Genomic DNA, 23722 nt, shown 5'->3' with positions numbered 1-23722 from the left:
TGTCGAGAGGTTGGCGCGGGCAAGCGCCTCGCCAACCCGGTCAGGTCCGGAAGGAAGCAGCCGTAACGAGCCCCGCTTGGGTCGTTGTCCAGCCTCTCACCTTTCCCGCACTATTTGGGTCAGCAGGTAAAGTCGGTGATCACCGTAACGCCCGCGCCCTGGAAGCGATCCATCGCGCGCAATGCGTTTTCGGCCTGGCCAAGGGCGATGCGACCCGTGACCAGCGACGAGACATCCAGCCGCCCCGCCGCGATCATGCCGAACAGCGCCGGAAAGCGCCGCGCCGCCATGCCGCGTGAACCCGCGATGCTGATCTGGCGGGCATAGACCAATTCCAACAGTTGCAGCGGAACGGTTTCGTGCGGGCCCAAAGGCATGCCGATCTGCACGTGGCGGCCGAGTTTGCGCAGCCCGCGCACCGAGTTTTCGAACGTTGCCGTCACGCCCAGCGCCTCGACCGACAGATGTGCGCCGCCGCCTGTTGCCGCGCGCACCGCCGCGCCCACATCATCAAGGTCCGCGACATTCAGCGTGGCGGTGGCCCCCAGTTGCCGGGCCATGGCGAGCGCGTCGTCCTTTACATCGATGGCCAGAACTTGCGCGCCCAGCGCCGCACCGATCATCACCGCCGACAGGCCAACACCGCCGCAGCCATGTACGGTCAGCCACTCGCCCGGGCGCAGATTGCCGCGGTCCACCACGGCGCGGAAAGCCGTCGTCACGCGACACCCCATGCCCGCGGCCGCGTCGAACCCCAGCGCGTCGGGCAGGTGAACAAGGTTGAAATCGGCACGCGGCACGGCCAGGCGCTCGGCAAAGGCGCCCCATCCGGTGAACCCGATCACCTGCTGTTGGTTGCAGGTGGTAGGGTCTCCGCTGCGGCAATCGAGGCAATGTCCGCACCCCAGGATGAAAGGCGCGGTCACCCGGTCGCCCACGGCAAAGCCGTGGACATCCGCGCCGACCTCTTCGATCACGCCGGCGAATTCATGGCCCATCACATGGGGCAGCGCCACGTCAGGGTCGGCGCCTTTCCAGGCGTGGTGGTCTGAACGGCAGACACCGCAGGCCATGACCCGCACCACGACACCGTCGTGCGGGCAGTCTGGGTCATCCACGGTTTCCAATGACAACGTGCTGTCGAACCGCTCCATCACCAATGCTTTCATGGCTTGCCCTCCTACGCCGTTTGAATGGCACAGAAGCGCAAGCCGCCGATGGTGGCAAGAGCCTGTGTTCAGTCTTGCCCACCCAGGCAAGTAGCAAAGGCTGTGCCCATCGCGCGCAGCGTTTGGGGGTAAAGATCGGGCCCCTCGTTTGCCGTGGTACCCATGGGGTCAAGCGAGGCGGTGGAAAGCCCGTCAACATCCAGCGCCGCGATAATTCCCGGATCGAACTGCGGTTCGGTGAAAATACAGGTCACGCGCAGGTCTTTGATCTTTTCGCGCAACTCGGAAACGCGGCCCGCGCTTGGCGCAGTAGCATCCGACAGGCTGATCGACCCTGCGGCGGAAAGGCCGAACCGGTTTTCGAAATACTGGTAGGCATCGTGAAAGACGACGAAGCCCGAACGGCCTTCGGGCAGGCTGTCGGTAATCTCGGCCTCCAGCGCGGCCAGTCGTTCCATGCCGGCCGTCGCATTGGCGCGATAGGTCGCGGCATTGTCCGGGTCGAGCTCGGACAGTTCGGCAGCGATGGCTTCCAACCAGGCGGCGCCGTTCTGCGGGTCAAGCCAGGCGTGCGGGTCCAGCGACGTGTCGTCATGTGCGTCCTGATGGGCGCCGTGCACATCGTCGTCATGTCCATGATCGTTTTTTGCGGCATGGTCCGAGTGGTCATGATCGTCAGCATCATCCGCATGGTCATGCCGTTCGAACATGGTGCCAGCGCGCTTTTCCAGCAGCGTCGTCCCCGGCGCGTCCAGCAGTTGCACCACATGCGCCTGCCCGGCCAGCGTTTCGACGGGCTGCATAAGCCAGGGTGTCAACCGCTCGCCCACCATCACCACCAGGTCTGCATCGTCCAAGGCGCGCGCCTCGGACGGACGCAGCGAGTATCCGTGCGGCGAGGCGCCCGGGCGCACCAACAGATCGGGTTGGCCCAGGTCGCCCATGACCTGAGCGACAAGGGAGTGAATGGGCGCGATATCCGCCGTCACGCTTGGCGTATCGGCAAAAGCGGCGGTAGAGGTCAGCAACAGGGCGGCAAGGGCAGGGCGGATCATGGGATACCTCGGTTTTTGGAGAACTCCGGTGTGTATAAATGTAATAACATTACATAACAAGAGGAATGTTATATTATTGCACTTCCATGGCCGGTGCCCTAGTGTGAGACGCCATGACCCAGACTGCTTTTCATACCCACGATCACGCGGCCTGCATCGCCGATGCGATTGCCGCCGCCGAGGCGTATTGCGCCGCCAAGAAGCTGCAATTCACGCCCGTTCGGCGCCGCGTTCTGGAGATCCTGTTGGAAAAGCACCGCGCGCTTGGGGCTTATGACATCCTGTCCGACCTGGATGCCGAGGGATTCGGCTCGCAGCCGCCGGTGGTGTATCGCGCGCTTGATTTCCTGGTGACACACGGGTTTGCCCACAAGATCGAACAGTTGAATGCGTATACTGCCTGCACGCATCCCGGCGCCGATCACGTGCCGGCCTTTCTGATCTGTCGCGCTTGTGGCGCCGTCGAAGAGGCGACCGCGCAGCCGATGCAAGGCCCGCTGGGGCGGGCCGCGCGCGACGCCGGTTTCACCATCGAGCGCGCGGTGATCGAAGCGCAGGGCCTGTGTCCCAAATGCGTGGAGCACCCGGCATGAGCCTGATTTCGGCACATGGCGTGGGTGTCAAGCTTGGCGGTCACCAGGTTTTGTCCGGGGTGGATTTTGCCATCGACAGCGGCGAGATCGTCACCATCGTCGGCCCGAACGGATCGGGCAAATCCACGTTCCTGCGGGTGCTGATCGGTGCACAGCCCGTCACCTCGGGCCGGATCGTGCAGGCAGATGGGCTGCGGATCGGATACGTACCGCAAAAACTCCATATAGACCCGACCCTGCCGATGACGGTGGGGCGATTCCTGTCGTTGCCCCGCCGCCACCCCGCGGCCGAACTGGCGCAGGCGCTGATCCGCGCGGGGGCGCCGCATCTCGAAGACCGCCAGATGGTCGATCTTTCGGGCGGGCAGTTCCAACGCGTGTTGCTGGCCCGCGCACTGCTGGAACGGCCCGACCTGTTGATCCTGGACGAGGCGACACAGGGCCTTGATCAGCCCGGTTCGGCCGCGTTCTATCGCCAAATCGAAGAGGTGCGGCGCGAACTGGGCTGTGCCGTGCTGATGGTCAGCCATGAACTGCACGTTGTCATGGCTGCCAGCGACCGGGTGATCTGCCTGAACGGGCACGTGTGTTGCCAGGGCACGCCCGAGGTCGTGGCGAGCGCCCCGGAATACCGCGCGCTGTTCGGAACAGGCACCCAGGGTGCGCTGGCGCTTTACCGGCATGATCACAACCATAGCCACGATGCCGATTGCGACCACGCCAGTCACCGCCACGAGGAAGATGCATGATGGCCCTGTTTGACGATTTCCTGGTGCGCGCCGCCTTGGCCGGGATAGGTGTCGCATTGGCCGCAGCGCCCATGGGCTGTTTCGTCGTGTGGCGCCGCATGGCCTATTTCGGCGATGCCACGGCCCATGCGGCGATCCTGGGGGTGGCGCTGGCACTGGCGCTGGATATCCCGGTTTTCGGCGGGGCGGTGGCGGTAGCACTTGTCATGGCCCTTACGGTCAGTTCCCTGTCGGGGCGGGGCTATTCGATGGACACGCTGCTGGGCGTTCTGGCCCATTCAGCGTTAGCCTTTGGCCTTGTGGCGGTATCGTTCCTGACGGATGTCCGCATTGACCTGATGGCTTACCTGTTCGGCGATATCCTAGCCGTGTCGCGCGGTGATCTGGCGGTGATCTGGGGTGGTGCGGTTCTGGTGCTGGCCTTGCTTTTATGGCGGTGGCAGCCCCTGCTGACGGCCACGCTCAGCCCCGATCTGGCCTATGCCGGCGGGCTTGATCCGCGGCGCGAACAACTGGTCCTGACGCTGGCGCTGGCACTTGTGGTTGCGGTTGCAATCAAGGTGGTCGGCGTGCTGCTGATCGCGGCCATGCTGCTGGTGCCCGCCGCAACCGCGCGGCCCTTTGCCCGAACGCCAGAACGGATGGCATTGCTGGCGGTGGGTGTTGCGGTTGCCTCGGTGCTGGCGGGGCTTTGGGCGTCGTTGAAATTCGACACGCCGACCGGGCCCAGCATCGTCTGCGCGGCGGCGTTAATGTTCCTGTTCGTGCTGCTGTTACGCGGAATACGCCAACCAGCATGACGCTACGTATTTCGCAGTGCGAAACGAATTTCCGTCAGTTGACGGGCCATTGCCCGCGCTTTACGTTTCACGCCTGAATACGGGTCGCGGCAGGCGACCCCAAACCACACGGACACCGGGGGAGCGCATGGCCGAATCTCGTCAGGTCAATGACCTAATTTCCATTGAACGTCAGGGCGACATCGCGCTGATCTGCATCGATAATCCGCCAGTCAACGCCACGGGCCAACAGGTGCGTGAGGGCCTGCAAAAGGCGGTTGAGCAACTGAATGCCGAAGGCGGCGCCAAGGTCATCGCGATATACGCAGCCGGGCGCACCTTTGTCGCCGGTGCAGATATCAAGGAGTTTGGCAAACCCCCGCAACCACCCGCGCTGCCTGACGTGTTCAACATAATCGAAGACAGTGAAATCCCTGTGACCTCGGTGATGCACGGCACCGCGCTGGGCGGTGGGTTCGAACTGGGCCTTGCCACTCATGCCCGCATCGGGATCGAAGGGTTGCGCGTCGGCTTGCCCGAAATCAACCTTGGCCTTTTGCCGGGCGCCGGTGGCACGCAGCGCGTCCCACGCCTTGCCGGTATCCCCATGGCGCTGGACATGGCGCTGTCGGGCCGGATGGTGCCCGCGCAAGAGGCGCTGGAAAAGGGGCTGATCGACCGGCTTGAGGCAGGCGACCCACGCGACGTGGCAATCGCCGCGGCGCAGGATGTGCTGGATGGCAAGCTGCAAACCCGCCGCACCTGCGACCTGGACACGCCCAAGGACGATGCCGCGCTGGAAGAAACGGCCACGATGCTGCGGAAAAAGCAGCCGCACATGTTTTCGCCTCACAAGATCGTCGAAGCGGTGCGCGCATCCTACCTGCCCCGCACCGAGGGGATGGCCATCGAACGGCAGGCTTTTGTCGATAGCATGGACACGCCGCAGCGCGCGGGCATGATCCACGCGTTTTTCGGCGAACGCGCCGTTTCGGGTATCCCCGAGGCCAAGGGCGATACCCGCCCGCTAGATCGTATCGGTGTGATCGGTGGTGGCACGATGGGGTCGGGCATCGCCACATCGTGCCTGTTGGCCGGCATCCCCGTCACGCTGGTCGAGGTTGCACAAGACGGGCTGGACCGTGGTGTTGCCACCATCACCAAGAATATCGACGGCGCGGTATCGCGCGGTAAGCTGGCCGCCGACAAGCGCGACGCGGTTCTCGGGATGCTGACGCCCACGCTGGCGATGGAGGAGCTGGCGCGGGTCGACCTGGTGATCGAAGCGGTGTTCGAAAAGATGGACGTCAAGCGCGACATCTTCGGCAAGCTCGACGGTATCTGTAAGCAGGGCGCCGTTCTGGCCTCGAACACGTCGTACCTGGATATCAATGAAATCGCGGCCTGCACCAGCCGTCCGCAGGATGTGCTGGGCCTGCATTTCTTCTCGCCCGCGCATGTGATGCGGCTGCTGGAAATCGTGCAGGGCGAAAAGACCGCCGCCGACGTGTTGGCAACCGGGTTCGCGCTGGCCAAGAAACTGAAAAAGGTCGGTGTGCTGGCACAGGTTTGCGACGGGTTTATCGGCAACCGGATTCTGGCGCATTACTCAAAGGCCGCAAGTTACCTGGTGCTGGATGGCGCCAGCCCGCAACAGGTGGACGACGCGCTGGAGGGGTTCGGTTTCGCGATGGGTCCGCATAAAGTGGGCGACCTGGCCGGGCTGGACATTGGCTGGATGACGCGCAAGCGCAAGGCCGATACCCGCGATCCGAACGAACGCTACGCCGGTGATGTGGCCGACCGTATCTGCGAAAATGGCTGGTTCGGGCGCAAGACCGGCAAGGGCTATTACGTCTATGAAGGTGGCGCCCCCGTGCCCAACCCGGAGGTCGCAACCATCATCGACACGGTGCGCACCGAAAAGGGCATCACCCCGCGCGAATTCACCGATCAGGAAATCATCGATCGGTACATGACCGCCATGATTTCCGAGGCCGCCCGCGTGGTCGAAGACGGCACCGCGAAGCGCCCCGTGGATGTCGATATGGTGTTCTTGTTCGGCTATGGCTTTCCGCGCTTTCGCGGCGGGCCGCTTCATTACGCCGACACGATCGGTGCGGCCGAGCTGGTCGAACGTATCAAGACATACGCAAAGGAAGACCCCCATTACTGGCAAGTGCCGCCCATCCTGGAAAAGATGGCCCAAGACGGCACCAAATTCGCCGACCTGAACTAAGGAGCCGAAAATGGACCTGAGCTTTACCAAGGAAGAAACGGAATTCCGCGACGAGGTGCGCAGCTACCTGGCCGAAAACCTGCCCAGGGAAACGAGTGATGCCGTCCGCCGTGGCGGTGAACTGACCAAGGAGATGATGGAGGAATGGCACGCCATCCTTCATCGCAAGGGCTGGCTGGCCACGATTTGGCCCAAGGAATTCGGCGGCCCCGGCTGGACGCCGGTGCAGAAACACATTTTCGAGGAAGAGTGCTGCCGTGCCTATGCGCCGCGCATCGTGCCATTCGGCCTGAACATGTTGGGGCCGGTTCTGATCAAGTTCGGCACCAAGGAACAGCAGGATTATTACCTGCCGCGCATCCTGGATGGTACCGACTGGTGGTGCCAGGGCTATTCCGAACCGGGCGCGGGCAGCGACCTTGCCAGCCTGAAAACCCGTGCCGTGCGCGACGGCGACGAATGGGTCATCAACGGCCAGAAAACCTGGACCACGCTGGGGCAGCACGCCAACAAGATCTTCTGCCTGTGCCGCACCGACCCTGACGCCAAGAAGCAAGAAGGTATTTCCTTTATCCTGGTCGATCTGGACACACCCGGAATCGAAATGCGCCCGATCAAGCTGATCGAGGGCGGGCACGAGGTGAACGAGGTGTTCTTTACCGACGTGCGCGTGCCCGCAGAAAACCTGGTGGGCGAGGAAAACAAGGGTTGGACCATCGCCAAGTACCTGTTGACGCATGAGCGCACCGGGATTGCCGGCGTGGGCTTTTCGATGCAGTCGCTGGAAGAGGTCAAGGCGCTGGCCCGCAAGGTCAAGCGCGGCGGCAAGCGCCTTATCGAGGATCCGCTGTTCGCGGCACGCATTGCCCAGGCCGAGATTGACCTGGAGGCGATGAAGATCACCAACCTGCGGATGTTGTTCAAAGCGCAGGAAATGGGGGCTCCGGGTCCGGAAACCTCGATTCTCAAGATCAAGGGCACGGTCATTCACCAGGAACTGAAAGACCTGGCCCGCCGCGCCCTTGGGCCGGTGGCCGCGCCTTTCCCCGGCTACCTGGCAGATGGCAACATGATGTTTGGCCCCGACGGGAGCGAGCACAACGCCGCGCGCTATTTCAACAATCGCAAGACATCGATCTTCGGTGGCTCGAACGAGATTCAACGCAATATCCTGTCCAAGGCCGCATTGGAGCTGTAACAGATGGATTTCAACCTGACAGAGGACCGGCAGATGTTGTCGGACAGCCTCAACCGTTTCCTGGCCGACAAGTACCCGGTCGAGCACCGAAACAAGGTGGCCTATGACCTGCCCTGCCACGACCCTGACAAGTGGGCCGATATGGCCGAACTGGGCGCGCTGTTTGCGCTGGCGCCCGAGGATGCAGGCGGTTTCGGTGGCAGCGGGTTCGATATTTCCGTGGTGTTCGAGGCCCTGGGCCGCGCGCTGTGCCCCGAGCCGGTGCTGGGCGCCACGATGGCTGCCCGTATCCTGACGAAACTGGGCGCCGACCAGGATGCGCTGCTTTCCGGCGCCACGAAATACGCCGTGGCGCTGGCCGAGGTTGACGCACCCTACGACCCGGCCGGCATGGATTGCGAGGCCAAGCCCGAAGGCGAAGGGCACGCCCTGTCGGGCCGAAAGACATCCGTTTATGGCGGGCAGGTGGCCGATATATTCCTAGTGGCGGCCATGCTGAATGGGACGCCGGCCCTGTTCGAAGTGCAGGCCGGTGATGCGCAGGTCGTGGGTTACCCGATGATGGATGGCGGCGGCGCGGCGGAATTGCTGCTGGATGCCACCAAGGCCCGGTTGTTGTCCGAAGATGCCGCCGCGATCATCCAGGACGCGGTGAATGCCGGTATCGTCGCACTTTGCGCCGAAGCGGTGGGCGCGATGGACGTGACCCACGCCACCACGGTTGATTACCTCAAGCAGCGCAAGCAATTCGGCGTGCCGATCGGCAAGTTCCAGGTATTGCAGCACCGCGCCGTCGACATGCTGACCGAGATCGAGCAATCGCGCTCGATCACCATCAAGGCCGCGGCCGAACTGGATGGGCCGGATGCGGCACGCTTTGCCTCCATGGCCAAGAACATGATTGGCCGCGCCGCACGCCTGGTGGCCGAAGAGGCGATCCAGATGCATGGCGGCATCGCAATGACGTGGGAATACCCGGTGTCGCACTATGCCAAGCGGCTGGTGATGCTGGATGCGCAACTGGGCGATACCGATTACCACCTGTCACGGATCATGGATGACCTGGCCGCCTGACCTGTTTTGATATAGACAAAGAAACCGCGCCAACCCCGGCGCGGTTTTTTTCGGGTAACTCCATGGACGATCTGGACTTGCTGATCGACCTGCACCGCACCGCCGAGCGGCAGGGGCCGGGCAGTGACGAGGCGACACGACAGGCGCTGGCCCTGTCCGGGCTGCGTGGTCAGCGGGCATTGCGCGTGGCCGATATTGGCTGTGGCACCGGCGCGGCGACCCGCGTTCTGGCGCAAGATCTGGACGCACAGGTGATGGCGGTGGATGTCCTGCCCCAGTTTCTTGAGGTCCTGAAAGCCAAAGCTGAAAATGCAGGGCTGTCCAACCGGATAGAAACGTTGACCGCCTCCATGGATGACCTGCCCTTTGCACATGACAGCCTCGATGCGATCTGGTCGGAAGGGGCGATTTACAACATCGGGTTCGAGGCTGGCATCAAAGCCTGGCGGCCCCTGCTGAAACCGGGTGGCGTGTTGGCGGTGTCCGAACTGACATGGCTGACCAAAACGCGGCCGCAGGAACTGACGGATCACTGGACGCAGGAATACCCGCAGGTGGCCACGGCCGCCGAGAAGATCGCGCAACTACAGGCGGCAGGATACGTGCCCGTGGGGTATTTCCCGCTAGGCCACGACTGCTGGATGGAGCACTACTATTCCCCCATGCGCGCGCGGTTTTCCGCCTTTCTGGCACAGCATGACACCAAGGCCGCACAGGCCCTAGTCGCGGCGGAAAGATGCGAAATCGACCTGTACGAGCGCCACAGCGATTATGTCAGCTATGGCTTTTACATCGCCAGACGCCTGCCCGATTGACCACATGGACGCCACGCGCGCGCGCAGATAAAAGCCGTGCATGACCGACAGCTATTCACCCCCCGATACCCCGCTCGACATCCTGCATGACGATCACGAATTGCTTATGGTCAACAAGCCCGCGGGCCTGTTGTCGGTGCCGGGCAAGGGGCCGAACCTAGCCGATTGCCTGCTGGCACGCGTGCAGGTCGCCTTTCCCACGGCATTGCTGGTGCACAGGCTGGACCGTGACACGTCGGGCGTGATGGTGTTCGCGCTGACGCCCCATGCGCAACGCCACTTGGGCCTGCAGTTCGAAAAACGCAAGGTCAAGAAAACCTATGTCGCGCGCGTTGCCGGGCGGCTGGAGCCGCGCAAGGGCACGGTCGATCTGCCGCTGATCGTGGACTGGCCCAACCGGCCCCGGCAGATGGTGTGCCACGACACGGGCAAACCCGCCCAGACCGATTGGCGCGTGACCCGCTATGACCAAGGCGAAACGCGGGTGCGGCTGATGCCCCATACCGGGCGTAGCCATCAGTTGCGGGTTCACATGCAGGCGCTGGGGCACCCGATCCTTGGTGATCCGTTCTATGCCGAGGGGTCAACCCGCGATGACCATTCTAGGTTGATGCTGCATTCCGAGGAATTGCGCCTGCGCCACCCGGATGGGGGTATGGGCATGACGTTCAAGGCCAAGGCCCCGTTCTGAGCCGGAAGTATCTTGGTCTGCCGTGCAACCCCGGCAGACAAAAGAAAAGGGGGCGCCGAAGCGCCCCCGTTGATCCGGTTTCGCGGTGATCAGGCCGCGTCCCAGCCGGAAACGGCCTTGACCTCGAGGAAATCCTCGATGCCCCAGACACCGCCTTCGCGCCCGTTGCCCGACTGCTTCATCCCGCCAAAGGGCGCGCCCGCGCCGCGCGGGTTGCCGTTCATTTCCACCATGCCCGAGCGAAGCTGCTTGGCCACGCGGTTGGCTCGTGTGCCATCCTGGGTTTGCACATAGTTCGTAAGGCCATAGACCGTGTCATTGGCGATTTTCAAGGCCTCTTCCTCTGTCTCGAAGGGGATGATCGACAGGACCGGGCCAAAGATTTCCTCGCGCGCGATCGTCATGTCGTTGGTGACATCGGCAAAAACCGTGGGGCGCACGTAAAAGCCCTTGTTGAAGTTCTCGGGGCGACCCGTGCCACCGGCAACCAGGCGCGCGCCTTCGTCGATGCCTTGCTGGATCAGGCCCTGGATCTTGTTCCACTGCGCCTCGTTGACGACGGGGCCGATGTGGCGGCCTTCCTCGTTCGCGGGGCCTACCTTGACGGAATTCGCAACTTCGGTGGCGGTTTCAACGGCCTTGTCGTACACGCTTTTCTGTACCAGCATCCGGCTGGGGGCGTTACAGCTTTGGCCGGTGTTGTTCATCATGTGCAGCACGCCGCGCTTGACGGCCTTGTCGTCGGCATCGTCAAAGATGATGTTGGCGCCCTTGCCGCCCAGTTCCAGGTGAACCCGCTTCAGCGTATCGGCAGCATTCTTGGAAATCGCGATGCCTGCGCGGGTCGAGCCGGTAAAGCTGACCATGTCGACATCGGGGTGGCCCGAAAGTTGGCTGCCGACGCCAGCGCCGTCACCGTTCACCAGGTTGAACACGCCCTTGGGGAAGCCGGCCTCGTCCATCATTTCGGCAAAGAGCAGCGCGTCGAGCGGGCTTTCCTCGGACGGTTTGAGAACCATCGTGCAGCCTGCGACAGCCGCGGCGATAACCTTGAGCGTGATCTGGTTCATCGGCCAGTTCCAGGGCGTGATCAGCGCGCAGACGCCCACAGCCTCGTGGATAATGCGATCATTCGGGGCATGATCGCCAAGGGGCCGGACGAATTCGAACCCTTCGGCAGCCTTGAGGAAATTCTTGATATGGCCATAACCCGCGCCCCATTGCGCGCTGCGCGCCAGGTCGATCGGGGCGCCCATTTCCATGCTGATGGCCTGGGCCATTTCCTCGGACCGGGCCTTGTAAATATCGGCCAGTTTGCGGATCAGGTTCAGCCGATCTTCGACCGGGGTGGCCATCCAACCCGGAAAAGCGGACTTGGCGGCGGCGACGGCGGCATCGGCGTCGGCCTGGCTGCCCAGCGAGATCACGGCGCAGGGCTCTTCAGTGGTGGGGTTGATAACGTGGTGGTCGCGGCCCTCTTTCGGGTCGACCCATTCCCCGTTAATATAGAATTGGCGTTTTTCGATCATGTCGGTTCCTCCGCAGAAAGGTGTTCCACCGACCGTGTGGTCGGTGATTTGGCAGCACTCTGGCACCAGTCCGGGCATAGGACAAGCGGCGTCGCCGGAATTTGATCAAACTAGCGCAGCGCGTGATCTGGCACCTTTTGCGACATGCTGTCACGCTGCGACAATCTTTGCGGGGCCGGGTCTGGTAATCCTGAGTTTAGAATGTATCTAAGAAATGGAATATGAACCCGACCATTTTGAGAGGATTTGACAAATGGGCCTGAGAATCAACGACATCGTTCCCAATTTCACCGCCGCTACCGATCAGGGCGAGATCAAGTTTCACGACTGGATCGGCGATAGCTGGGCAATTCTGTTCAGCCACCCCAAGGATTTCACCCCGGTCTGCACGACCGAGTTCGGCGCCGTCGCGCAACTGGCCGATGAATGGGAAAAGCGCAACACCAAGGTGATCGGCCTTTCGGTCGATGGCGTGGATGAGCACGTGCAGTGGAAATCGGACATCGAAGGCTATGCCGGTGCCAAGGCCGGGTTCCCGATCATCGCCGACGAAGACCTGGCCGTTTCCAAGGCGTTCGACATGCTGCCAGCCGAGGCATACCTGCCCGATGGCCGTACGGCGGCTGACAGTGCCTCGGTACGGTCGGTGTTCATCATCAGCCCCGACAAGAAGGTGCAACTGATCATGACCTACCCGATGTCGGTTGGCCGCAACTTTGCCGAGGTTCTGCGCGCGCTGGATGCGCTGCAGGCGACCTATGGCACCCCAATCGCCACCGGCGCCAACTGGACGGCGGGCCAGGACGTGATCGTGGCGCTGACGCTGTCGGATGACGAGGCACGCGAGAAATTTGGCGAAATCGACGTGAAACTGCCTTACCTGCGCACGACCAAGCACAACGCCTGATCGCGGCGTTGTGCAGGAATGAACAAGGCCCCCGGTTTTCCGGGGGCCTTTTTTGCGCGCCCTGTACCGAATTGGTATTGCGGGGCTGTGCTCAGGGCGGCGGGCCCCCCAACATCTGGCGGTCCGGTGATCGTGCCCGGACATACTTGGGGGCTTACCGGGGCATCGTCGCTGTGGCAGTGTGGGTGTCGTTGCCGCAAAGAGAGACGCGTATGACGACGACCCGCCGATCTACGAAAAAACCATCCACAATTATCGGCTGGCGCGAAAAGATCGCCCTGCCTGATCTGGGTATTCCGCTGGTTCACGCTAAGATCGACACTGGGGCGCGAACATCCGCCATTCATGCGACACATATCCGCCCGTTCGAGAAAGACGGGCGACAATGGGTCAAGTTCCACATCCCGCATGCCAGCGGTTTGCGCGCCCGCGACGTTACCGCGCCGCTATTGGGTGAGCGCGCGGTCAAGAACACCAGCGGCGACCCGCAGGACCGGCTGGTTATCGAAACGCTGATGATACTGGGCGGACGTCGCTGGCATATAGAGGTGACGCTGGCAGACCGTGCCAACATGACGATGCCGATCATCCTGGGCCGCACGGCGATTCGGCGGCGGCGTATTCTGGTCGACGCGGGGCGGTCGTTCCTGGTTGGGGCGCCTGTGATCGAAACGAACAGTCAGTCCGCGATGGGCCAAACCGAGGTTTCACAATGAAGATAGCCATGCTGACGCGGAACCCGCGTCTTTATTCGCACAAGCGCCTGGTCGAAGCCGCTGAAGAGCGCGGGCATACACTGGACATGATCAACACGCTGCGCTGTTCGATGAATATCGCCTCGCGAAGGCCCGAGATATATTATGATGGGGCAAAGCTGCCGAAATACGACGCCGTAATTCCGCGTATCGGGGCCTCGATCACGTTCTACGGGCTGGCGGTTCTGCGCCAGTTCGAGATGCAGGGCACCTATCCACTGAACGAGTCCGTGGCCATCGGGCGCTCGCGCGACAAGCTGCGTTCGATGCAGTTGCTTGCACGCGACGGGATCGGCCTGCCGGTGACCACCTTTGCCCACGATCCGAAAAAGGCCGAAGAGGTCATGTCGCTTGCGGGTGGAACACCCGTGGTGATCAAGCTTTTGGAAGGCACGCAGGGCATCGGCGTGGTTCTGGCCGACACCAACCGTTCGGCAAAGTCGGTGATCGAGGCGTTCCGCGGCGCGGGTGTGAACATCCTGGTGCAGGAATTCATCAAGGAAGCCGGCGGCACGGATATTCGTGCCTTCGTGATCGGCGGCAAGGTGGTGGCCGCGATGAAGCGCACCGGCGCCGAGGGCGAGTTCCGTTCGAACCTGCATCGCGGCGGGTCAGCCGCGTCAATCAAGATCACGCCCGAGGAACGCTCGACCGCCGTGCGCGCGGCCAAATCGATGGGACTCAATGTTTGTGGTGTGGATATGCTGCGATCGAATCATGGGCCGGTGGTGATGGAGGTGAACAGTTCTCCGGGCCTGGAAGGCGTTGAAAAGGCGACGGGCAAGGATATTGCAGGCATGATCATCGACTTCATCGGCAAGAACGCCCGCGATGGTGCGACGAAAACCAAGGGGCGCGGATGACAGCACGGCCTGCACCCTTTGTTCTGGCGGGGCAGGAAATAGCGCCCGGAACGCGCCGGATGATCGAGTTGCCGGTCTCGACCCTGTCGGATCATACGCCCGTCACCTTGTCGGTGCAGGTGGTGCATGGCCGCCGCCCCGGCCCGGTGATGTTTGCCAGTGCCGCCGTTCATGGTGACGAGGTGATCGGCGTCGATATCGTGCGGCGCCTGCTCCGTGCGAGGCCGCTGAACGGGCTGGCTGGCACGCTGATGGCGGTGCCCATCGTCAACACTTTCGGTTTTCTCAATCACTCGCGTTACTTGCCCGACCGGCGCGATCTGAATCGCTGCTTTCCGGGCTCGCCCTCGGGCTCGCTCGGGGCGCGGCTGGCACATATTTTCCTGACCGAGGTGGTGGCGCGCGCGGATTTCGGGATTGATCTGCATTCCGCCGCGATACAGCGTCAGAACCTGCCTCAGATCCGTTTGACGGCAGGCAACAAACGGCTGGCCCAGATGGGCGAGGCGTTTGGCGCCCCCGTCATGATGACATCCAGGCTGCGCGATGGATCGCTGCGGATGGCGGCCGAGGAGATGGGCGTTGACGTTCTGCTTTACGAGGCGGGCGAGGGTTTGCGATTTGACGAGCTTGCGGCACGCACCGGCGTGGCCGGGATTTTGCGGGTCATGCAGGCGCAGGGCATGATCGGCGCGCGTGGCGTGCCAAAGCTGCGGGCACGTCCCGTCGTATCGGACCAGTCCAGTTGGCACCGCGCCGAGGCAAGCGGGCTGTTCCGCGCCTGGCGCGGTATCGGAGACCTGGTGGCCGAGGGCGAGACGCTGGGCGCGATTTCCAATCCGTTCGGCCATGCCGAGATCGAGGTGGTTTCTGACATCCAGGGCATCGTCATCGGGCGCACCAACATGCCCGTCGTGAACGAGGGCGACGCCCTGTTTCACATCGCGCAGATATGGCGCACCGCCCACGCTGAAGCCGCAATGGAGGGGATGGAGGCCCACATGGAGGCACAGCCGCTGTGGGACGAGGACGAGATCATCTGAGCCAAGGCTAAGTGATCTGATCCCAGCGGGGGTAGAGCACCACGCGGGCACCTTTCTCTACCCGGTCGTACAGGTGAATGACGTGGTCGTTGACCATGCGTGCGCAGCCGTTCGAACTGGCGGTGCCAATCGTCCAGGGCTGGGTCGTGCCGTGGATGCGCAGATATGTGTCACGGTCGCCGTCGAACAGGTAAAGCGCGCGCGCTCCCAGCGGGTTGTTCGGGCCGCCCTTCATCCCGTTGCGATACTTGGCGTACTTGGCCGGGTTGCGCCGGATCATCGCGTTGGTGGGCCGCCAGCGGGGCCACTTGGCCTTCCATTTCATCGTGTACGTGCCCGGCTCCCAGTGTTCGGGCAGGGACACCGCGACCGTGTAGCGCCACGCCTTGTAATCGGGCAGCATCAGGTAAAGCGCATAGAAATTCGGGTCCACATGAATTTCACCAGCGGCGAAATACCGATCCATCGGCACGATTCGCGGTTCATGTTCGGGCGGTACGGAATAGGTGCGCGCATGGCCCAACGATGGCGTTACACAAGCGGCGGCAACCCCGCCCAACACGGCACGACGTGTCAGCATCAAGCAAATCCCCCAAAAGCAGCCCGAGAATACTAGTCAGCGCCGGCTTCTTCGATCAAGGCCCCGGAAGTTATGGCCGTGGCAAATATGCCGGTTTGCCGTCGTTTCGGGCATACCGGGCCAGATCGACACCAAGCAGGCATAGCTGGTGGGGCGTCGGTCATGGTCGTGGCGAGGGAAACCAGGCTACTGATCTGGAACCCGGCGCAAACCCGAAACCACCCGCGTTTCCCGCATGACGCGCCCGCGCGGCTGTGGTAACTGACGACCATGAGCAAGCTGCCCACCAAGGACGAAATCCTGCAATGGATTTCGGACAACCCGACCCTCACTGCGAAACGTGACATTGCCAAGGCCTTTGGTATCAAGGGGGCTGCGCGGATCGACCTCAAGCGTATGCTCAAGGAGCTTGAGGAGGCTGGCCACCTGCAAAAGCGCAAGAAAACCTATCGCGACCCCGACAAGCTGCCGCCTGTCAGCGTGTTGCAGGTCAGCGCGCCGGGGGCCGATGGTGACCTGTACGCACGCCCACTGGAATGGCAGGGCGAAGGGGTAGAGCCGGTGGTGTTGTTGGTGCCTCGTGCCAGCGATCCGGCCCTGGGCGAGGGCGACCGCATCCTGGCCCGCCTGCAAGAGGTCAAGGGTGAGGACCACCATTACGAGGCCCGCCTGATCCGCCGGATAGGCCAGAACCCGCAACGCGTGCTGGGTGTTTATCGGGCGGGTTCTGAAGGAGGGCGGATTCTGCCCATCGACAAGGGCGATGGCAAGGAATGGCAGGTGCCGCCAGGGGCCACCGGCGGCGCGCAGGATGGCGAGTTGGTCGAGGCCGAGCAATCCGGGCCCAAGGGGCGCATGGGCCTGCCGCGTGCGCGCATCGTCAACCGGCTGGGCGACCCGTCGGAACCCAAGGCTGTCAGCCTGATCGCCATTCACCAGCACGGCATCCCCGATACCTTTCCCGATGACGTGATCGACGAGGCCGACCGCATGAAACCGGCGGGCCTTTCCGGGCGGGAAGACATGCGTGACATGCCGCTTGTCACCATCGACCCGTGGGATGCCCGTGATCACGATGACGCTTGCTGGGCACATGCCGATGACGACCCGAAGAACGAGGGCGGGCACGTCATCTGGGTCGCCATCGCCGACGTGGCGCATTACGTCCGCCCCGGCACCGCGCTGGATCGCGAGGCGCGAAAGCGCGGCAATTCCAGCTATTTTCCCGACCGCGTCGTGCCCATGCTGCCCGACCGGCTGTCGGGCGACCTGTGTTCGCTACACGAGGGCGTGCCGCGTGCCTGTATCGCCGTGCGCATGCAGGTGTCGGCCGATGGCACCAAGATCGGCCACCGTTTCGTTCGCGGGCTGATGCGTTCGGCCTCGTCTTTGAATTACCAGGAGGTGCAGGCCGCCCGCGATGGCAAGCCCAATGAAAAATGCGCCCCCTTGATGGATCAGGTGATCGACCCGCTTTTCGAGGCTTACGAGGCATTGGTGTCCGCGCGTGGGCGAAGGCAACCGCTTGACCTTGACCTGCCCGAGCGCAAGATCGTGCTGTCAGACAAGGGGCAGGTGACCTCTGTCGATTTCGCCGAAAGGCTGGATGCGCACAAGCTGATCGAGGAATTCATGGTGCTGGCCAACGTGGCCGCCGCCGAAGAGCTGATCACCCGCCGCTCGCCACTGCTGTTTCGTGTGCACGAGGAACCCAGCCCCGAGAAACTGGATGCGTTGCGCGAAACCGCCGTAAGCGCGGGGCTGGTTCTGGCCAAGGGGCAGGTGCTGCAAACACGGCATCTGAACCGCCTGTTGGCCCAGGCCGAGGGCACCGAGCATGACGAGCTGATCAACATGTCCACCCTGCGCGCCATGACGCAGGCCTATTACAGTCCGCAGAATTTCGGGCATTTCGGCCTGGCCTTGCAGGCATACGCGCATTTCACCTCGCCCATCCGGCGTTATTCCGACCTGATTGTGCACCGTGCGCTGATCACGGCGCACAAGTGGGGCAATGACGGGCTGCGCCCCGATGATATCGAGACGCTGGAACAGACCGCCACGCATATATCAGAGACCGAGCGCCGCTCGATGATGGCCGAACGCGACACCACGGACCGCTACCTTGCGGCCTTCCTGTCGGAAAAGGTAGGCAGCACGTTTACCGGGCGTATTTCGGGGATCGCGAAGTTCGGAGTGTTCGTCAAACTGGACGAAACCGGCGCCGACGGCCTGATCCCGATGCGCAACCTCGGCGACGAATATTTCCATTTCGACCGCGACGCCGGCACGCTGCTTGGGTCGGATACCGGCACGGTGATCTCGCTTGGTCAGCGCGTGCGCGTCAAGCTGGTCGAGGCCGCCCCGGTGACAGGTGGCATCGCGTTGGAATTACTGGAGCTTGACGGGCAGGACATGCCAAGCCCCCGCGGCGGGCGATCGTCGCGCGGGCGCAGCAAGGGCGGGCCGGTGAAACGCAAGGCGGCCAAGGCCAAGCGCAAGGACGCATCGGTAAAACGCAAGCTGAAACGCAAGGCGCGCTGAACCAGGGAGCGCAAGGCCCAGGGTCCGAGCTGAGCTTGGCGGGCCGTGTCCTTTAGCGACAACAAGCAAACCACCGCCACCCGGCCACGGCGCCCTTTCCGCAAACGTGATTCCGGGCTACCATCGTTTCCAAGAAGAAAACAAAGAGGCGAGCAATGCGTGTTGGGTTTCTTTCGCCCGCGATAGCGGGTTTTATCACCATGGCAAGCATGGCCTGGGGCGGCCCCGTGGCCGAATCCGTCCGCCCCGAGTTGCGCCCCCTTGCCGCCGCGCCCGCGACAGACCGATCGGTGCGCCCGGCGCTGCGCCCTGCCGACCTGAACACCACGCCAGTACTGTCTACCAAGAACGCCGCTTTCCAACGCTGGGTCGAGCAATATAAGGCGCGCGCCCGTTCGCGCGGAATCAGTGCGGCAGTGGTCAATCGGGCCTTTCGTGGCGTGCAGTACAACACCGACGTGATCTCGAAAGATCGCAACCAGGCCGAGTTCAAGAAACAGATCTGGGATTACCTGGATAACGCTGTCAGCTCTGACCGGGTGCAAAAGGGGCAGCGCGCGCTACGCCGCCACAACCGCACGCTTTCCCGCATCGAACAGGCGTATGGCGTGGAAAAAGAGGTGGTCACAGCCGTCTGGGGGCTGGAAACCTATTACGGCGAAAAGCGCGGCACGCTTGACGTGATCGAGGCGATGTCCACCCTTGCCTTTGACGGGCGGCGCGGCGCGTTTTTCGAAAAGCAGTTGTTCGCCGCTCTGCAGATCCTGCAATCGGGCGACGTGGCTCCGCGCAACATGCAAGGGTCGTGGGCGGGTGCGATGGGGCATACCCAGTTCATCCCGACATCTTATCTGGCCTACGCGGTCGATTTCACCGGCGATGGCAAGCGTGACATTTGGTCGAACAACCCGGCGGACGCGCTGGCCTCGACCGCCGCCTACCTGAAAAGATTCGGTTGGAAAAAAGGCCAACCCTGGGGGGTCGAGGTGCGCGTGCCAAACGGGTTTGCGCCGACATCCGCGCGCCGGATGCCCTCGGACTGGGCGGCGCGCGGTGTTGTGGCGATGAACGGCCAGCCCGTGCCCGATTACGGCGCGGCCTCGATTCTCATGCCGGCGGGCACGGCGGGCGCGGCCTTCATGGTGTTCGACAATTTCAACGTCATAAAACGCTATAACAATGCCGATGCCTATGCGATCGGGGTTGGCCACCTGGCCGACCGAATAGCTGGTGGCCCCGCGATCCAGGCGAAATGGCCACGCGGCTATGACCCGCTGAACTTTGACCAGCGCAAGGAATTGCAGCGCCGGCTGCAACGCAAGGGGTTCGGCGTGGAAAAAATCGACGGCATCGTGGGCCCAAACACCGTCGCCGCGATCCGCGCGTTCCAGCAATCGGTGGGCGTGTCGCCCGATGGATACCCCAGCCAGCAGGTGCTGCAATTGCTGCGCAGGCGCTAAGCCCCCTTTTCAATCCGGCCGATTTCCCCTATACGCCCGCATCCGTACCGGGATTCCGGGGCGGCACACTCCATAGGACCTTGCTGGACGACATCCCGGCTTGCGCCCTGAACCCTTTGACATGACAGGAGACCCCGATGTCGATTACCGCAGAAGAAAAAGCACGCGTTATCAAGGAATTTGGCACCAAGGACGGCGACACTGGTTCGCCCGAGGTGCAGGTTGCAATCCTGACCTCGCGGATCAACACGCTGACCGAGCACTTCAAGACCCACAAGAAGGACAACCACGGTCGTCGTGGCCTTCTGAAACTGGTGGCTCAGCGCCGCAAGTTGCTGGACTACCTGAAGGGCAAGGAAGAGGCCCGGTATCGTGATCTGATCAAGCGCCTGGGCATCCGCCGCTAAGCGCAGGACAGACAACTTTCGTAAAACGCCCGTGCCCTCTGGTTGCGGGCGTTTTCGTTTGAACCCTTCAGCGCCGGGGGTCGAGCTTGCGGATCAGCGCCGCCACGCGGTTGCCGATCGCCGTGCTGCCCTTGATCGACGGGTGAATCCCGTCAGGCGCATGAAACGAACGGTCGCCCGATGGCACAAGATCGGCATTCGACAGGAAATGCACCCCTTCGATCTGCCGGGCCATGACGTTCAGCCGCGCCTCGAACGCATCGCCCTCGTTGCGGCAACCGTCGATCACGCTGTTCCAGCCGGGGCTGCGCAGGTAGCCCACGAAAACCACCTGTGCCCCGGTAGCGCGGATACGCTTGACCAGCTTGGGCACCTCGCCGCTGCGGCCATCGGCTGACACCATCCTGTCCATCCGCCGTTGGCAGCGCGAACAGCCGCATCCCAGCCACAGGTCGTTGCCGCCTCCTGTCATCACCACCCAATCCGGCGCATCGCGCCCGAATTGCGATGAGATTCGCATCCCCATCGCGCCGGTCATCGGCAGGTTATAGATCATGTGCGCGCCCGATACCGCGCGGCTTTCGACCGGCTCTTTCAGGGCGCGTGCCACCACTTGCGGGATCGAATGACCCGACAGCGTGTTCCACGACATCAGCGAATCCCCGATGGCGATGATGCGCGCATCAGGCTGGGGCGCACGGTCCACGCCCTGTGCTGCGCCAGGCGCAGCCACCGCAAGGGCCAGGCACAGCCCCGCTAGAATATTCTTCAGGAAAATTCGCACACCCGCCCCTGTTCAACTTGCTTGCACGCTCGTTCCACCCGGTCGAAGCGCGCACCATGCCCCATGACCCGGATAACAAAATTCGTCCCGCCTGGAAAGCTGCGCTGATGGAGATGGCGGGCAAACCTGTGCGCAGCCAACTGCGCCGTTGCACCTGAAAGAGGCCGCGCGGTGGCCACGGCAACTCTTTGCTTCCAAAACGGTCAAAAAACATGTAATGCGCGCACATCTGAGACGTGACGCTCTGACCCCGGCGCATGGAACGATGAAGGGGTCGGCGGCAATGGGGCCGCCATTCAAACGGGGACCCGGGATACGCTTGGGAGAGCCCCAGACAGGAAACGACGATGTTCAAAACTACGACGAAAACGATGCAGTGGGGCGATGAAACGCTCACACTGGAAACGGGCAAGGTTGCCCGTCAGGCAGATGGCTCGGTCATCGCCACCTTGGGTGAAACCTCGGTCATGGCCAACGTGACCTTCGCGAAGGAACCCAAGCCCGGCATGGATTTCTTTCCGCTGACGGTGCACTACCAAGAAAAATACTATGCTGCGGGCAAGGTGCCGGGCGGCTTTTTCAAACGCGAGGCGCGTCCGAGCGAAAAGGAAACACTGACCGCGCGGTTGATCGACCGTCCGATCCGCCCGCTGTTCGCCCCCGGTTTCAAGAACGAAACCCTGGTGATGTGCACGGTGTTGTCACATGACCTGGAAAACGACCCGGACATGGTTGCGATGATCGCCACCAGCGCCGCCCTGACCCTGTCGGGCGTGCCTTTCATGGGGCCGATCGGGGCCTGCCGCGTGGGCTATGCCAACGGTGAATACGTTCTGAACCCGACCGTCGACGACATGCAGGATCTGCGCAACAACCCCGAGCAGCGGCTCGACCTTGTTGTGGCAGGCACCAAGGATGCCGTCATGATGGTGGAATCCGAGGCGTATGAACTTTCCGAGGCCGAGATGCTGGGCGCCGTAAATTTTGCGCATCAGCAAATCCAGCCGGTGATCGACCTGATCATCGACCTGGCCGAGGATGCCGCGAAAGAGCCCTTCGATTTCCAGCCGCCGGATTACAGCGACCTCTACGCCGCCGTCAAAGCCGCGGGCGAGGAAAAGATGCGGGCTGCTTTCGCCATCAGCGACAAGCAGGAACGCACCTCTGCCGTGGCCGCCGCGCGCACCGCCATCAAGGAAGCGTTGACCGAAGAGCAACTGGAAGATCCGAACCTCAGCTCGGCCATGAAAAAGCTCGAGGCGACGATCCTGCGGGGCGACGTGGTCAAGGGTGGCAAGCGGATTGATGGCCGTTCGACCACCGATGTGCGCCAGATTGTCTGTGAAACCGGCCTGCTGCCGCGCACCCACGGTTCTGCCCTGTTCACACGCGGTGAAACCCAGGGTCTCGTGGTGACCACGTTGGGCACAGGCGACGACGAACAGTTTGTCGACGCGCTGCATGGGAACTTCCGCTCGAACTTCCTGCTGCACTACAACTTCCCCCCCTACTCGGTGGGTGAGGCTGGCCGTGTTGGCCCGCCGGGTCGTCGTGAAATCGGCCATGGGAAACTGGCATGGCGCGCGCTTCAGGCCGTGCTGCCGGCGCCGACCGATTTCCCCTACACCATCCGCGTGGTGTCCGAGATCACCGAATCCAACGGCTCGTCCTCGATGGCATCGGTTTGCGGTGGTTCGTTGTCGATGATGGATGCCGGCGTGCCGCTGAAATCGGCCGTGGCCGGTGTGGCCATGGGCCTGATCCTTGAAGATGACGGCACTTACGCGATCCTGACCGACATCCTGGGCGACGAGGATCACCTCGGCGACATGGATTTCAAGGTTGCGGGTACCGCCGAGGGCATCACCAGCCTTCAGATGGACATCAAGGTTGCGGGCATCACGCCCGAGATCATGGAGAAAGCCCTGGCCCAGGCCAAGGACGGCCGGATGCACATCCTGGGCGAGATGAACCAGGCCATCTCGGGCGCGGCTGATTTCTCGGTTCATGCGCCGCGCATCGAAACGATGCAGATCCCGACCGACAAGATCCGCGAAGTGATCGGGTCGGGCGGCAAGGTGATCCGCGAGATCGTGGAAACCAGCGGTGCCAAGGTCGACATCAACGACGAAGGCATCATCAAGATCGCCAGCCCCAATGCAGATGCCATTCAAAAGGCATACGACATGATCTATTCGATCGTGGCCGAGCCGGAAGAGGGCAAGGTTTACAAGGGCACGGTCGTCAAGATCGTCGATTTCGGTGCCTTCGTGAACTTCTTTGGCAAGCGCGATGGTTTGGTGCACGTGTCCCAGATCGAGAACCGCCGCCTGAACCATCCTTCGGACGTGCTGAAGGAAGGCCAGGAAGTGTGGGTCAAGCTGCTGGGCTTTGACGATCGTGGCAAGGTGCGCCTGTCGATGAAGGTCGTTGACCAGGAAACCGGCGAAGAAGTGACCAACGCGCCCGAAAAGGCCGATGATTGATA

At 62.7% G+C, this 23722-nt stretch carries 21 protein-coding genes and 1 other RNA gene; 17 read left to right on the top strand and 5 right to left on the bottom strand.

The features are described 5' to 3' along the window. Positions 1-4 precede the first annotated feature (4 nt). Positions 5-101: signal recognition particle sRNA small type (gene ffs, locus M8744_RS06610), an RNA gene on the top strand. 18 nt (positions 102-119) lie between these two features. On the opposite strand, the gene M8744_RS06605 is transcribed toward ffs, so the two are convergent. Both M8744_RS06605 and M8744_RS06600 read right to left on the bottom strand, forming a co-directional pair. Next, entirely contained in the window at positions 120-1169 is a 1050-nt protein-coding gene (locus M8744_RS06605) for a zinc-dependent alcohol dehydrogenase family protein (protein WP_251411355.1), read from the bottom strand. Positions 1170-1237: 68 nt separating this feature from the next. Continuing rightward, the gene (locus M8744_RS06600) at positions 1238-2224 is read right to left on the bottom strand and encodes a zinc ABC transporter substrate-binding protein (RefSeq protein ID WP_251411352.1); all 987 of its coding nucleotides are present in this window, start codon (positions 2222-2224) and stop codon (positions 1238-1240) included. A 113-nt stretch (positions 2225-2337) separates the two neighbouring features. Here M8744_RS06600 and M8744_RS06595 point away from each other — a divergent pair, with 113 nt between their 5' ends. The 8 genes from M8744_RS06595 (at position 2338) to M8744_RS06560 (ending at position 10362) form a co-directional block, all read left to right on the top strand. Then, positions 2338-2817 carry a Fur family transcriptional regulator gene (locus tag M8744_RS06595; protein WP_251411349.1) on the top strand — a complete coding sequence of 160 codons (480 nt, stop codon included), beginning with the start codon at positions 2338-2340 and terminating at the stop codon, positions 2815-2817. Continuing rightward, complete coding sequence (locus M8744_RS06590) at positions 2814-3566, top strand: ATP-binding cassette domain-containing protein (RefSeq protein ID WP_251411345.1); 753 nt, start codon at positions 2814-2816, stop codon at positions 3564-3566. The genes M8744_RS06595 and M8744_RS06590 overlap by 4 nt, the downstream gene beginning before the upstream one ends. After that, positions 3566-4366 carry a metal ABC transporter permease gene (locus M8744_RS06585; protein WP_251412379.1) on the top strand — a complete coding sequence of 267 codons (801 nt, stop codon included), beginning with the start codon at positions 3566-3568 and terminating at the stop codon, positions 4364-4366. The genes M8744_RS06590 and M8744_RS06585 overlap by 1 nt, the downstream gene beginning before the upstream one ends. A gap of 127 nt (positions 4367-4493) precedes the next feature. After that, positions 4494-6584: a 3-hydroxyacyl-CoA dehydrogenase NAD-binding domain-containing protein gene (locus tag M8744_RS06580; RefSeq protein ID WP_251411342.1), complete on the top strand. Its 2091-nt coding sequence runs from the start codon at positions 4494-4496 to the stop codon at positions 6582-6584. A 10-nt stretch (positions 6585-6594) separates the two neighbouring features. Then, entirely contained in the window at positions 6595-7782 is a 1188-nt protein-coding gene (locus M8744_RS06575) for an acyl-CoA dehydrogenase family protein (protein WP_251411339.1), read from the top strand. Between the two features lie 3 nt (positions 7783-7785). Beyond that, a complete protein-coding gene (locus tag M8744_RS06570) occupies positions 7786-8856 on the top strand; it encodes an acyl-CoA dehydrogenase family protein (protein ID WP_251411334.1) in 1071 nt (356 codons plus the stop codon). A gap of 62 nt (positions 8857-8918) precedes the next feature. Beyond that, on the top strand, positions 8919-9671 hold the full coding sequence (locus tag M8744_RS06565; protein WP_251411331.1) for a class I SAM-dependent methyltransferase: 753 nt from the start codon (positions 8919-8921) through the stop codon (positions 9669-9671). Between the two features lie 40 nt (positions 9672-9711). Beyond that, positions 9712-10362: an RluA family pseudouridine synthase gene (locus M8744_RS06560; RefSeq protein ID WP_251411328.1), complete on the top strand. Its 651-nt coding sequence runs from the start codon at positions 9712-9714 to the stop codon at positions 10360-10362. An 89-nt stretch (positions 10363-10451) separates the two neighbouring features. Here the strand turns inward: M8744_RS06560 and M8744_RS06555 are convergent, their stop codons facing one another. Further along, the gene (locus M8744_RS06555; protein WP_251411326.1) at positions 10452-11891 is read right to left on the bottom strand and encodes an aldehyde dehydrogenase family protein; all 1440 of its coding nucleotides are present in this window, start codon (positions 11889-11891) and stop codon (positions 10452-10454) included. A 253-nt stretch (positions 11892-12144) separates the two neighbouring features. Between M8744_RS06555 and M8744_RS06550 the strand changes: the two genes are divergently transcribed. The 4 genes from M8744_RS06550 (at position 12145) to M8744_RS06535 (ending at position 15459) form a co-directional block, all read left to right on the top strand. After that, the gene (locus M8744_RS06550) at positions 12145-12798 is read left to right on the top strand and encodes a peroxiredoxin (RefSeq protein ID WP_251411323.1); all 654 of its coding nucleotides are present in this window, start codon (positions 12145-12147) and stop codon (positions 12796-12798) included. A gap of 212 nt (positions 12799-13010) precedes the next feature. Then, positions 13011-13514, top strand: coding sequence for an ATP-dependent zinc protease family protein (locus M8744_RS06545; RefSeq protein WP_251411319.1), 504 nt, complete (start codon positions 13011-13013; stop codon positions 13512-13514). Further along, complete coding sequence (gene rimK, locus M8744_RS06540; protein ID WP_353049786.1) at positions 13511-14416, top strand: 30S ribosomal protein S6--L-glutamate ligase; 906 nt, start codon at positions 13511-13513, stop codon at positions 14414-14416. The genes M8744_RS06545 and rimK overlap by 4 nt, the downstream gene beginning before the upstream one ends. After that, positions 14413-15459 (top strand): succinylglutamate desuccinylase/aspartoacylase family protein, encoded by a 1047-nt coding sequence (locus M8744_RS06535; RefSeq protein WP_251411313.1) that lies wholly within the window; start codon positions 14413-14415, stop codon positions 15457-15459. Before rimK ends, M8744_RS06535 begins: the two co-directional genes overlap by 4 nt. A 7-nt stretch (positions 15460-15466) precedes the next feature. Here the strand turns inward: M8744_RS06535 and M8744_RS06530 are convergent, their stop codons facing one another. Then, a complete protein-coding gene (locus M8744_RS06530) occupies positions 15467-16039 on the bottom strand; it encodes a L,D-transpeptidase (RefSeq protein ID WP_251411310.1) in 573 nt (190 codons plus the stop codon). Between the two features lie 270 nt (positions 16040-16309). On the opposite strand from M8744_RS06530, the gene rnr reads away from it, so the two are divergent. The 3 genes from rnr (at position 16310) to rpsO (ending at position 20450) form a co-directional block, all read left to right on the top strand. After that, positions 16310-18583, top strand: coding sequence for a ribonuclease R (gene rnr / locus M8744_RS06525; RefSeq protein WP_251411307.1), 2274 nt, complete (start codon positions 16310-16312; stop codon positions 18581-18583). A 155-nt stretch (positions 18584-18738) separates the two neighbouring features. Next, positions 18739-20043 carry a lytic murein transglycosylase gene (locus M8744_RS06520; protein WP_251411304.1) on the top strand — a complete coding sequence of 435 codons (1305 nt, stop codon included), beginning with the start codon at positions 18739-18741 and terminating at the stop codon, positions 20041-20043. A 137-nt stretch (positions 20044-20180) separates the two neighbouring features. Continuing rightward, on the top strand, positions 20181-20450 hold the full coding sequence (rpsO, locus tag M8744_RS06515; protein WP_251411301.1) for a 30S ribosomal protein S15: 270 nt from the start codon (positions 20181-20183) through the stop codon (positions 20448-20450). Positions 20451-20517: 67 nt separating this feature from the next. On the opposite strand, the gene M8744_RS06510 is transcribed toward rpsO, so the two are convergent. Continuing rightward, positions 20518-21234 (bottom strand): SGNH/GDSL hydrolase family protein, encoded by a 717-nt coding sequence (locus tag M8744_RS06510; protein ID WP_251411298.1) that lies wholly within the window; start codon positions 21232-21234, stop codon positions 20518-20520. A gap of 347 nt (positions 21235-21581) precedes the next feature. Here M8744_RS06510 and pnp point away from each other — a divergent pair, with 347 nt between their 5' ends. After that, entirely contained in the window at positions 21582-23720 is a 2139-nt protein-coding gene (pnp, locus tag M8744_RS06505; protein WP_251411295.1) for a polyribonucleotide nucleotidyltransferase, read from the top strand. The last annotated feature ends 2 nt before the right edge of the window (positions 23721-23722 follow it).

This window comes from Lutimaribacter degradans, assembly GCF_023703375.1.
GTDB lineage: Bacteria > Pseudomonadota > Alphaproteobacteria > Rhodobacterales > Rhodobacteraceae > Lutimaribacter > Lutimaribacter degradans.
This window is presented reverse-complemented; position numbering and strand designations above follow the sequence as displayed.

Bases quoted from the DNA above. Each gene is read 5' to 3' on its own strand.
- M8744_RS06570 (WP_251411334.1), top strand. From the start codon at position 7,786: ATGGATTTCAACCTGACAGAGGACCGGCAGATGTTGTCGGACAGCCTC.
- M8744_RS06590 (WP_251411345.1), top strand. From the start codon at position 2,814: ATGAGCCTGATTTCGGCACATGGCGTGGGTGTCAAGCTTGGCGGTCAC.
- rimK (WP_353049786.1), top strand. From the start codon at position 13,511: ATGAAGATAGCCATGCTGACGCGGAACCCGCGTCTTTATTCGCACAAG.
- M8744_RS06550 (WP_251411323.1), top strand. From the start codon at position 12,145: ATGGGCCTGAGAATCAACGACATCGTTCCCAATTTCACCGCCGCTACC.
- rnr (WP_251411307.1), top strand. From the start codon at position 16,310: ATGAGCAAGCTGCCCACCAAGGACGAAATCCTGCAATGGATTTCGGAC.
- M8744_RS06530 (WP_251411310.1), bottom strand. From the start codon at position 16,039: ATGCTGACACGTCGTGCCGTGTTGGGCGGGGTTGCCGCCGCTTGTGTA.
- M8744_RS06545 (WP_251411319.1), top strand. From the start codon at position 13,011: ATGACGACGACCCGCCGATCTACGAAAAAACCATCCACAATTATCGGC.
- M8744_RS06560 (WP_251411328.1), top strand. From the start codon at position 9,712: ATGACCGACAGCTATTCACCCCCCGATACCCCGCTCGACATCCTGCAT.
- pnp (WP_251411295.1), top strand. From the start codon at position 21,582: ATGTTCAAAACTACGACGAAAACGATGCAGTGGGGCGATGAAACGCTC.
- M8744_RS06535 (WP_251411313.1), top strand. From the start codon at position 14,413: ATGACAGCACGGCCTGCACCCTTTGTTCTGGCGGGGCAGGAAATAGCG.
- M8744_RS06555 (WP_251411326.1), bottom strand. From the start codon at position 11,891: ATGATCGAAAAACGCCAATTCTATATTAACGGGGAATGGGTCGACCCG.
- M8744_RS06580 (WP_251411342.1), top strand. From the start codon at position 4,494: ATGGCCGAATCTCGTCAGGTCAATGACCTAATTTCCATTGAACGTCAG.
- M8744_RS06585 (WP_251412379.1), top strand. From the start codon at position 3,566: ATGGCCCTGTTTGACGATTTCCTGGTGCGCGCCGCCTTGGCCGGGATA.
- M8744_RS06600 (WP_251411352.1), bottom strand. From the start codon at position 2,224: ATGATCCGCCCTGCCCTTGCCGCCCTGTTGCTGACCTCTACCGCCGCT.
- rpsO (WP_251411301.1), top strand. From the start codon at position 20,181: ATGTCGATTACCGCAGAAGAAAAAGCACGCGTTATCAAGGAATTTGGC.
- M8744_RS06520 (WP_251411304.1), top strand. From the start codon at position 18,739: ATGCGTGTTGGGTTTCTTTCGCCCGCGATAGCGGGTTTTATCACCATG.
- M8744_RS06605 (WP_251411355.1), bottom strand. From the start codon at position 1,169: ATGAAAGCATTGGTGATGGAGCGGTTCGACAGCACGTTGTCATTGGAA.
- M8744_RS06595 (WP_251411349.1), top strand. From the start codon at position 2,338: ATGACCCAGACTGCTTTTCATACCCACGATCACGCGGCCTGCATCGCC.
- M8744_RS06565 (WP_251411331.1), top strand. From the start codon at position 8,919: ATGGACGATCTGGACTTGCTGATCGACCTGCACCGCACCGCCGAGCGG.
- M8744_RS06575 (WP_251411339.1), top strand. From the start codon at position 6,595: ATGGACCTGAGCTTTACCAAGGAAGAAACGGAATTCCGCGACGAGGTG.